The organism is Kitasatospora sp. NPDC057518, assembly GCF_042802075.1.
Lineage (GTDB): Bacteria > Actinomycetota > Actinomycetes > Streptomycetales > Streptomycetaceae > Kitasatospora.
Genome location: NZ_JBHVEU010000365.1, coordinates 1 through 9,093 on the forward strand (window position 1 = coordinate 1; position 9,093 = coordinate 9,093).

The window sequence follows — 9,093 nt, forward strand, 5'->3', positions numbered from 1 at the left end:
CTCCCGGGCCCCCGCCGGGGCCGTACGCGTTCCCGGGCTCTCACCGCGCGGCCCGCTCCCTGCCCGCTTCCTGCCCGCGCCGCGTCCGTCCGTCCGACGGGAACCATCCGGTGCCGCCCCGAGTCTTTGTCAATGCTTTACCATTCCATTGCCAAGACCCGACCTTCGGAGTGCCCGCACCGTGACCAGCCTCGCCCTCGGCCCGTCCTGGCTCGATCCGACCACCCTGATCTCCACCTTCGGCCTGATCGGCATCCTGGCCATCGTCTTCGCCGAGTCCGGCCTGCTGATCGGCTTCTTCCTGCCGGGTGACTCGCTGCTGTTCACCACCGGCCTGCTGGTGGCCGGCGGCACCTACCTGCACCAGCCGCTCTGGCTGGTCTGCGCGCTGATCGTGGTCGCCGCGGTGGCCGGGGACCAGGTCGGCTACCTCTTCGGCCGCAAGGTCGGCCCGAGCCTGTTCCGCCGCCCCGACTCCCGGGTCTTCAAGCAGGAGAACGTGGAGAAGGCCGCCGCCTTCTTCGACCGGCACGGGCCCAAGGCGATCGTGCTGGCCCGCTTCGTGCCGATCGTGCGCACCTTCACCCCGATCGTGGCCGGGGTGAGCAGGATGAACTACCGCGGCTTCGTGGTGTTCAACCTGGTCGGCGGCGTGCTGTGGGGCGGCGGGGTCACCGTGCTCGGCTACTTCCTGGGGCAGATCCCGTTCGTCCGGGACAACATCGAGGCCATCCTGGTCGGCATCGTGCTGGTCTCGGTGATCCCGGTGGCGGTCGAGCTGCTGCGGGCACGCCGCTCCGGTGCGGCCGCCGCCGACCGGCACCGCGCCGGGTAGGCGTCCGCCGCTCCGGCCACGGGACGCCGCGTACATGTGCGTCGGGCTGTTCGATCAGGCAAGGTGTAACCCGAGATCGAGCGGTGGCCGGCGGCCGCCAGGGGCGGCAAGGAGTGGAAGTGCCTAAGCGGGGCCGACCGGGTGCGGGCAAGCGGGCGAGGGGAGGCCGGGCGGCCCGACAGCCGCGGCAGGCGCCCCCGAAGCCGGTGCACCCCGCCGACGCCCCGCCCACCGAGGGCCTGCTCGGCCACCCCGCCCCGGTGGTCGAGCCCACCACCGTCGTGCCGCTCGTGCCGCCCGTCCCGGAGACCAGGGGCCTGCTGGCCCCGGAGCCCGAGCGGGTGTCCGAGCCGGTGCCCGCGTCCGTGGCCGCGCGGGTCGAGGCCGGGCAGGTCGAGGACGAGCGCCCGGTCCGCCGCCGCTCGGTCGCCGAGGACACCCTCACCCCCGAGGAGTGGCGGGCGGCCGGCTACACCCCGCCCACCGGCATCCCGGTCCCGGACCTGACCGCCGGCGCCCCCGGCGAGGCGCCCTGGCCGGACCGGATGCGCACCCTGCTGCGCACCCCGATGTCCGAGCGCCCCGCGTTCGAGCGCACCGCCCGCGAGATGCACCCCTCCGCGGCCGTCACCCGCAACGTCCCGCGCATCCTCGACCTGACGCTGCGCATCGGCGAGCTGCTGCTGGCCAGCGGCGAGGCCGCCGAGGACGTCGAGGCGGCGATGCTCGGCATCGCGCACGCCTACCGGCTGGACCGCTGCGAGCCGCAGGTCACCTTCACCCTGATCGGCATCTCGTACCAGCCCTCGCTGGTCGAGCCGCCGGTCACCGCCGACCGCGTGGTGCGCCGCCGCACCTCCGACTACACCCGGCTCGACGCGGTGTACGCGCTGGTCGCGGACATCACCGCGGAGCAGGTGACGGTCAACGACGCCTACCGCCGGCTCGCGGCGATGCGCCGCAACCGGCACCCGTACCCGGCTTGGTTCCTCGCCCTGACCACCGGCCTGCTGGCCGGCGCGGCGACCTTCCTGGTCGGCGGGAAGATCGACGACAAGGCCTGGCTGGTCTTCGCGAGCGCCTTCGTCGCGGCCGTCCTCGGCGACCGGCTGGCCTCCGCCCTGGCCAAGCGCCGGCTGCCGGAGTTCTACCAGTTCGTGGCGGCCGCGATGCCGGCCGCGGCCTCCGGCATCATCCTGTCGCTCAACGACTGGGGCCTGCGCGGCTCGGTCGTGATCACCGGTGGCCTGTTCGCCCTGCTGCCCGGGCGCGCCCTGGTCGCCGCCGTGCAGGACGGCCTGACCGGCTTCTACATCACCGCCGCGGCCCGTCTGCTGGAAGTGGTCTACCTGGTCGCGGGCATCGTGATCGGGGTGATGGTGATCCTCTACCTGGGGGTCGGCTTCGAGGCGAACCTGCGCCCGGACGAGAGCCTGGTGGGCGTCAACTACCCGCCGGTCCAGATGGTCGCCGCGATGCTGCTGACCCTGGCCTTCGCGACGCTGCTCCAGACCGACCGCCGGACGCTGGCCCTGGTCACCGTCAACAGCGGCATCGGCTGGGCCAGCTACGGTGCGCTGGTGTACAACGCGGGCGTCAACCCGATCGCGGCGACCGGTGTGGCGGCCGGCCTCGTCGGCCTGTTCGGACAGCTGATGGCGCGCTACCGCAACGGTTCGGCGCTGCCGTACGTGACCGCCGCGATCGGCCCGCTGATGCCCGGTTCGGCGCTCTACCTCGGGATGCTCGCCTTCGCCCAGGGGCACTCCAGCGCCGGTCTGGTGTCGGTCTTCCGGGCGGCGGCGATCGCGATGGCGCTGGCGGTCGGGGTGAACCTCGGCGGGGAGATCGCCCGGCTGTTCCTGAAGCTGCCGGTCGGCGCCGAGCGCCCGTCGCTCTACCCGGTCATGCCCCGCCGGGCGGCCAAGCGCACCCGGGGCTTCTGACCGGACGGCGACCCGGTGTTGGGGGAGACGTGGGCCCCGGGCCACGTCACGGCAGGCAGGACGCAGGACCAGGAACGAAGGTAAGACCCATGACGACACTGCTGGACGGCTACCGCGAGCACATCGTCGCCGCGCACAAGCAACCGCTGTTCCTGCTGCTGGTCGGATTCATCACCTCCTTCGTCTTCATCCGGTTCAGCGTCCGGATGATCCGCGCCCAGGTGCGCTGGTGGCCGGGCAACGTGACCCCGGGCGGCCTGCACATCCACCACATGGTGTTCGGCCTGGGCTTCCTGCTGCTCGGCGGCATCGGGGTGTTCGCCACCTACGGCGGGCACCCGTGGATCGACTGGTTCGGGCTGGCCTTCGGCATCGGCTGCGGCCTGGTGCTGGACGAGTTCGCGCTGATCCTGCACCTGGACGACGTGTACTGGAGCGAACAGGGCCGCAAGTCGGTGGACGCGGTGATCTTCGGCATCCTGTTCACCTCCCTGCTGCTGGTCGGGTACGTGCCGCTCGGCGTGGTGCCCGGCGAGGAGACCAGGTGGGGGCTGATCACGATCATCTCGGTGAACTCGCTGGCCTCGGTGGTCACCCTGCTCAAGGGCAAGGTGTGGACCGGCCTGCTCGGGATCATGGTCCCCGGCCTGTCCTGGATCGGGGCGATCCGGCTGGCCCGCCCGAGCAGCCCCTGGGCCCGCTGGCGGTACGCCACGCGCCCCCGGCGCCGGGCGCGTGCGCTGCGGCGTGAGCGCCTGCTGCACCGGCGCGCGGACCGGGCCCGCACCTGGCTCTTCGACCTGATCGCCGGGGCTCCCGACAAGGTGCCCGCCAACCACCCGGCCGCGCACCGGGTGGCCGAGCGGATGGCCGCCCGGGCCAGCGCCCACCTCGACGCGCACGCCGCCCGGGCGCTGGCCCGCCGTCAGGCCCGCCTGGCCGACCGCCGCTCGGCGGCCGCCGCCGGAACGGCGGGGCGGGCCCCGGGAGCGGCGGACCCGGCGGTCGGGCCCGGTCCGGACCGCTCCCGCCTGGCGCAGCAGCGTCGCCGTACCGTCCGGGCGGGGCGCAGCCGGGCCTTCGCCGTCGGTCCGACCGGGCTGGAGAGCCGGCCCGCGCGGCACCCCAGGCTGCGGACGCACACCCGGCGGATCGGCCGGTAGTCCGTCCGCCCGGTCGGCCCTCCTTCGTCCGCCTCGGGCGCGCGCGGTCGGAGCCGAGGTTTGGTCAGATCATCTGATCGTCACTCGATTGGCGGGGCACGTTTCCAGGTGTGAAGGCCGCCGGAATTGAGAACATGAGCGTCATGTGACCGTTCTGTCACGTGATGGGATGATTCATCGGACTCCCCGCCACCACCGGGCCCCCGGGTCGCCGCCCGCCCGCCCCGATGCCGCGCACCGTCCGATGCCGTCCCCTCCGGACCCGTCAGAAGGGATGATGTCGCGTGGCTCGCAGGCTCCTGCCGACCCTCCTGTTGTCCCTCACCGCACTGCTCGGACTGCTCCCCGCCGCCCAGGCCGCCCCCGCGCTCGGCGAACCCGTCACGGGTGTACCGGCGGTCGGCCGGCCCGCGGACGAGGAGCCGTACCCGACCACCGAGGAGATCGACCGGGCCCGGGCCGAGGCCGAGCACAAGGCCTCCTCGGCCGCCGCCCTGGAGGCCGCCCTCACCGCCGCCCGGGCCGAGCTGGACCGGGCCGGGCGCACCGCCGAACAGGCCGTCGAGGCCTACAACGGCGCCCAGCTGGCCCTCGCCCGGGCCCGCGCCGAGGAGGCCGCCGCCGCACAGCGCGCCGCGGCCGCCGAGACCGAGCGGGTGGCCGCCGCCGAGGACGCGGCCCGGCTCGCGGCCGAGACCTACCGGCAGGGCGCGGGCGCCGAACTGTCCGCCCTCAACGCCCTGCTCGGCGCCCACGGCCCGCGCGAGGCGGGCGAGCGCGCCGCCGCGGTCGGCCAGGTCAGCGAGCGCACCCGGCAGATCCTGGACGCCGCCACCTCCACGGCCGCCGCCGCCCGCCGCGCCTCCGCCGAGGCCCGGGCCGCCACCGGGGCCGCCGGGAAGGCCGCCGCCGAGGTCGGCGCGGCCAAGGCCCGGGCCGAACAGCGGCTGGCCGCCCAGCAGAGCGAGGTGGCCGCCGCCGGGCAGCGCCGCGAGCAGCTGCTCGTCGAACTGGCCGCCGCCCGGAACACCACCGTCGAGCTGGAACGCCGGCGCCGCGAGGCCCTGGAGGCGATCGCCGCCCGCGAGGCCGAGGCCGCCGCCCGTGCCGCCGCCGAACAGGCCGCCCGGGAAGCCGAGGCCGCGGCGGCGGCAGAGGCGGCAGCCGCTTCTGCCAGGGCCCAGGCCCCGCCCCCCGCCCGTCCGTGGTCCGCCGAGGGCGCGGCCGCCGCCATCGCCTTCGCCAAGTCCAAGATCGGCCTGCCCTACGTCTGGGGCGGCGAGGGCCCGGGCGGCTACGACTGCTCCGGGCTGACGATGATGGCCTGGCGCGAGGGCGGCCGGCAGCTCAACCACTTCGCCGCCGACCAGTACGCCCAGAGCACCCCGATCGGCTACCGCCAGCTGCGCCCGGGCGACCTGGTCTTCTGGACCGACACCGGCCGCGCCGCCGACATCTACCACGTCGGGCTCTACATCGGCGACGACCAGATGATCGAGGCCCCGCGGGCCGGCATGCCGGTCAAGCAGGCCAGCCTCTGGATCATGGGCACCCCGAACTTCTACGCCCGCCCCTGACCCCCGGGCCGGTGGGCGCCGGTCAGCGCCTCGACGGGGGCGGTCGGCACCACCCCCTCGGCGGCGGCCGCGAGGCCGGGGTCGAGGGTGACCAGGGCGTCCGCCTGGAGCCGGGTCAGCGCGAGGTACTCGGCGTCCGGGGTGTCCGGCAGGCCGAGCCGCTCGGCGATCCGCCAGGCGGTGGCCTGCAGGACGCGGTCGCCGAGCAGCCGGATCCGCAGCGCCCGCACCGCGTCGAGCGCGCGTTCGGCGTCCCGCTCGGCCAACTCGCCGCGCCGGACGGCCCCGTAGAGGAGCGACAGCAGCTGTGAGCGCAGCAGGGTCGGGGCCGGCAGCTGGTGCCCGGCGGGGGCCGCGGCCCCGTCCCGGACCAGGTGGAGGGCCACCTCCGGAGTGATCACGTACGTGGCCATGGCGGTGGCGGCCTCCTCGGGGCGCGGGGATCGCCGACCAGTCAACTCCGGCGAGCGCCGCCGATGGTGGACGCCACGAGGACCGCCGTGAAGGCCGTCACGAAGGCCGCTGCTCCGGCGGGCTACCGGTCGGCCAGGTCGGCCAGGGCCTGGCGGCTGTCGCGCAGCCGCACGACGGTCCAGCCCCAGGCGGCGGCGAACGGGAGCGACACGAGGAACACGGCGAGCGCGCCGCCGATCCGCCCGATCATCTCGGAGTCGCAGGCCTCCGCCATGTGGAAGCCGGTCGGCTCGTAGAAGGCCGGTGTGCCGCAGATCCCCGCGGCCGGGAGGAAGACCAGCCACAGCGCCCAGAGCCAGCCGGCCACGGTCAGCCCGCCGACCAGCTTCACCGCCAGCGACCAGCTCTCGTAGTCCTTCAGCCGGCGGACGTACTGGTCCTCCATGGTTCCCCCCGAAAACGGATCGTTTGTGCCTGAACCGGCACGAGGATGCCAGGTCGGGCCGCCGGGACGCCACTGTCGGCGGGTCGCGCTAGCGTGGCCGCCGGACCGGCACTGAGGAGGCGTCATGCGGCTGCGGGATGTTCGGGCGGGGGACGTCGAGGCGTACGTCCGGATGCGGTGCGACCCGGTGATGATGGCAGAGCTGGGCGGGCCGCTGCCCCGGGAGAAGGTGGAGGCGCGGCTGCGCAAGGACCTGGCCGAGGTGGCCGCGGACGGCGCCTGGATCAGGATGATCGTGCCGGACGGCGCCGGGGGCGACGAGGCCGCGGGCGTCGTCACGCTCTGGTCGGACGAGGAGGACGGCGTGCCGGTCTCCGAGATCGGCTGGATGGTGCTGCCCGAGTACCAGGGCCGCGGCCTCGCCAAGGCGGCCGTCCGCCTGGTGCTGGACGCCGCCGCCGAGGACGGCCGCTGGGGCGAGGTGCACGCCAACCCGGGGACGTCCAACGGGCCGTCCAACGGGATCTGCCGGGCGCTCGGCTTCCGGCTGCTCGGCGAGCGGGACCTGGACTTCGCGGACCGCGTCCTGCGGACCAACCACTGGGTGGTGGTGCCGGGCGAGCACACCGGGTCGCGCACGGAATAAATCGGATGCCGCCCCCGAAAGGCCGCCGTACGGTGGCCCCATGGGCAACAGCAACGATCACGCGGCCGTCGACACCGTGAGCGGGCTCCAGGTCCGGGCCGTCTCGGTGGACGAGGTCGCGGAGTGGAACCGGGCGCTCAACTTCGGCTTCCTGCGCCCCGAGGTGGCCGTCGCGGAGGACCTGCGCCGCCGTTACTGGGAGCCCGGCCGGATGCTGGCCGGCTTCGACGGCGAGCGCCAGATCGCCACCTTCCGCAGCTTCGACACCGAACTGACCGTCCCGGGCGGGGCCGTCGTGCCGGCCGACGCCATCACCAACGTCGCGGTCACCGCCACCCACCGCCGCCGCGGCCTGCTCAGCGCGATGATGCGGCGGGACCTCGCGGCCGCCGCCGAGCGCGGCAGCGCGGTCGCGATCCTGGCCGCCGCCGAGTACAACATCTACGGCCGCTTCGGCTTCGGCCCGGCCACCCAGGGCGCCGGCTGGAACATCGAGCTGCGCCGCACCCGCGGTCTGCGCGAGGGCCTGCCGGGCGTCCCCGGCGGCCGGACCGACTTCGTGACCATGGCGGAGCTGCGCGAGCTGGGAGCAGACCTGCACGAGCGCTGGCGGCGCACCCAGCCGGGGGCGATCGAGCGCGACACGCTCTGGTGGGAGCGCACCTCCGGCGAGGTGCGGGCGCCGGGCGACGAGTTCAAGGAGCCCTTCGCCGCCGTCCACCGGGACGCCGCCGGGGAGGTCACCGGCCTGGTGCTCTACCGGATCGCCAACAAGTGGGACGGCGCCTACCCCGACTGCAAGCTCACCGTGAGCGAGTTCATCGCCCTCGACCTGCCCACCGCCGTCGAGCTGTGGCGCCTGGTGCTGTCGGTCGACTGGGTGTCCCGGGTCGAGGTGCCCAAGCTCGCCCCGGACGACCCGCTGCCGCTGCTGCTCCAGGACCCGCGCGCGGCCACCCCGCACGAGGACAACGGGGACCTCGTGTGGCTGCGGGTGCTGGACGTCGAGGCCGCGTTCGGCGCCCGGAGCTACGGCGCCCCCGGCCGGGTGGTGCTGGAGGTCGACGACAGGCTCGGCTACGCCTCCGGCCGTTGGGCGCTGGAGACGGCCGAGGACGGCACCGGCCGCTGCGTCCGGACCACGGACGACGCCGACCTCGCGCTCGGCGCCTCGGAGTTGGGCTCGCTCTACCTGGGCGCGGAGACGGCGTCGAGGCTGGCCGCGGCCGCCCTGCTCACCGAACTGCGCCCGGGCGCGGCCGCCGCCGCCGACCTGCTGCTGCGCACCCCGCTGCGGGCCTGGACGCCGACCGAGTTCTGATCCCGTGCGCACGCCGGAGGGCCGACCCGTTCGCGGGCCGGCCTCCGGCGTGACGACAGCCGAAACAGCCGCTCGGGGCTCAGGAGATGGTGTAGACCTGCTTGGCGCTCGCCCGGTAGGCGTCGATCGCCCACTCGCGCCACGAGCTGACGCGCAGCTCCAGCTTCTCGCCCTTGTTCAGGGTCCCGGAGACCTTCACGTCGGCGACGCGCGGCGACTTCTTGCAGTCCGCCTCGGCGGACTGCTTCCAGCTCTCGCCGGCGCCTCCGTACTCGAGCCACGCGGTGACCCTGCTGGCCACGTCGCAGGTCGCGTCGGCGGTTCCCACGAAGGAGTATCCGCCCTCGCCGTCCCAGGACAGCGTGCCCTTGACCGTGCCCAGGCCCTGGTAGTTCTTCACCCAGAGGTCGACGGCGGTGGAGCCCGGTGCCACCGAGTTCGGGGCCGCCGCCGCGTGGGGCGCGGCCAGGGCCGTCGTGCAGGCGGCGAGCAACACCACGGGAGCCATACGGGACTTGAGAGTCGAGGTCAGGGAACGCATGTGAACTGATCTCCTTGTCTTCCTGTCGGATTGCATGTTCACGCTAGATCGCCGCGGTGGGCGCTTCCATCCCTCGAACGGGTGAATGATCTTCGGCCAAATCGAAAATCCTGCCGCCTTGATCCGGCTGGGGCATGGTGGTTGACGACGAGTCAGGGCGTGGATGGTGGGCTCCCGAAACGCATCCGGCCGGGCACTCCCGGTG

The 9,093-nt window shown here is 74.3% G+C and carries 9 protein-coding genes; 6 read left to right on the plus strand and 3 right to left on the minus strand.

All coding sequences use genetic code 11. From position 1 onward, the window contains the following. Window positions 1-181 precede the first annotated feature (181 nt). The 4 genes from ACFU7Z_RS29600 to ACFU7Z_RS29615 all read left to right on the plus strand — a co-directional run bounded on the left by ACFU7Z_RS29600 (window position 182) and on the right by ACFU7Z_RS29615 (window position 5,521). On the plus strand, window positions 182-835 hold the full coding sequence (locus ACFU7Z_RS29600) for a DedA family protein (protein ID WP_049659017.1): 654 nt from the start codon (window positions 182-184) through the stop codon (window positions 833-835). Window positions 836-954: 119 nt separating this feature from the next. Then, window positions 955-2,781, plus strand: coding sequence for a threonine/serine exporter family protein (locus tag ACFU7Z_RS29605; RefSeq protein WP_380780825.1), 1,827 nt, complete (start codon window positions 955-957; stop codon window positions 2,779-2,781). Window positions 2,782-2,870: 89 nt separating this feature from the next. Further along, window positions 2,871-3,944: a hypothetical protein gene (locus ACFU7Z_RS29610; RefSeq protein WP_181970613.1), complete on the plus strand. Its 1,074-nt coding sequence runs from the start codon at window positions 2,871-2,873 to the stop codon at window positions 3,942-3,944. Window positions 3,945-4,228: 284 nt separating this feature from the next. Beyond that, window positions 4,229-5,521: a C40 family peptidase gene (locus ACFU7Z_RS29615; RefSeq protein WP_380780827.1), complete on the plus strand. Its 1,293-nt coding sequence runs from the start codon at window positions 4,229-4,231 to the stop codon at window positions 5,519-5,521. On the opposite strand, the gene ACFU7Z_RS29620 is transcribed toward ACFU7Z_RS29615, so the two are convergent. After that, a complete protein-coding gene (locus ACFU7Z_RS29620; protein ID WP_380780829.1) occupies window positions 5,506-5,934 on the minus strand; it encodes a type II toxin-antitoxin system VapC family toxin in 429 nt (142 codons plus the stop codon). The two genes, ACFU7Z_RS29615 and ACFU7Z_RS29620, sit on opposite strands and share 16 nt — an antisense overlap. A gap of 122 nt (window positions 5,935-6,056) precedes the next feature. Further along, window positions 6,057-6,380, minus strand: coding sequence for a hypothetical protein (locus tag ACFU7Z_RS29625; RefSeq protein WP_049658680.1), 324 nt, complete (start codon window positions 6,378-6,380; stop codon window positions 6,057-6,059). A gap of 124 nt (window positions 6,381-6,504) precedes the next feature. Here ACFU7Z_RS29625 and ACFU7Z_RS29630 point away from each other — a divergent pair, with 124 nt between their 5' ends. Together ACFU7Z_RS29630 and ACFU7Z_RS29635 are read left to right on the plus strand one after the other, a co-directional pair. After that, complete coding sequence (locus tag ACFU7Z_RS29630) at window positions 6,505-7,026, plus strand: GNAT family N-acetyltransferase (protein WP_380780832.1); 522 nt, start codon at window positions 6,505-6,507, stop codon at window positions 7,024-7,026. A gap of 40 nt (window positions 7,027-7,066) precedes the next feature. Continuing rightward, window positions 7,067-8,347, plus strand: a complete 1,281-nt coding sequence (locus ACFU7Z_RS29635) for a GNAT family N-acetyltransferase (protein WP_049658674.1) — start codon at window positions 7,067-7,069, stop codon at window positions 8,345-8,347. A 79-nt stretch (window positions 8,348-8,426) separates the two neighbouring features. On the opposite strand, the gene ACFU7Z_RS29640 is transcribed toward ACFU7Z_RS29635, so the two are convergent. After that, complete coding sequence (locus ACFU7Z_RS29640) at window positions 8,427-8,888, minus strand: hypothetical protein (RefSeq protein WP_380780834.1); 462 nt, start codon at window positions 8,886-8,888, stop codon at window positions 8,427-8,429. Between the last annotated feature and the right edge of the window lie 205 nt (window positions 8,889-9,093).

Excerpts from the sequence above, each read along its gene's own strand:
- ACFU7Z_RS29610 (WP_181970613.1), top strand. The coding sequence starts at position 2,871 with ATGACGACACTGCTGGACGGCTACCGCGAGCACATCGTCGCCGCGCAC.
- ACFU7Z_RS29620 (WP_380780829.1), bottom strand. The coding sequence starts at position 5,934 with ATGGCCACGTACGTGATCACTCCGGAGGTGGCCCTCCACCTGGTCCGG.
- ACFU7Z_RS29625 (WP_049658680.1), bottom strand. The coding sequence starts at position 6,380 with ATGGAGGACCAGTACGTCCGCCGGCTGAAGGACTACGAGAGCTGGTCG.
- ACFU7Z_RS29630 (WP_380780832.1), top strand. The coding sequence starts at position 6,505 with ATGCGGCTGCGGGATGTTCGGGCGGGGGACGTCGAGGCGTACGTCCGG.
- ACFU7Z_RS29635 (WP_049658674.1), top strand. The coding sequence starts at position 7,067 with ATGGGCAACAGCAACGATCACGCGGCCGTCGACACCGTGAGCGGGCTC.
- ACFU7Z_RS29640 (WP_380780834.1), bottom strand. The coding sequence starts at position 8,888 with ATGCGTTCCCTGACCTCGACTCTCAAGTCCCGTATGGCTCCCGTGGTG.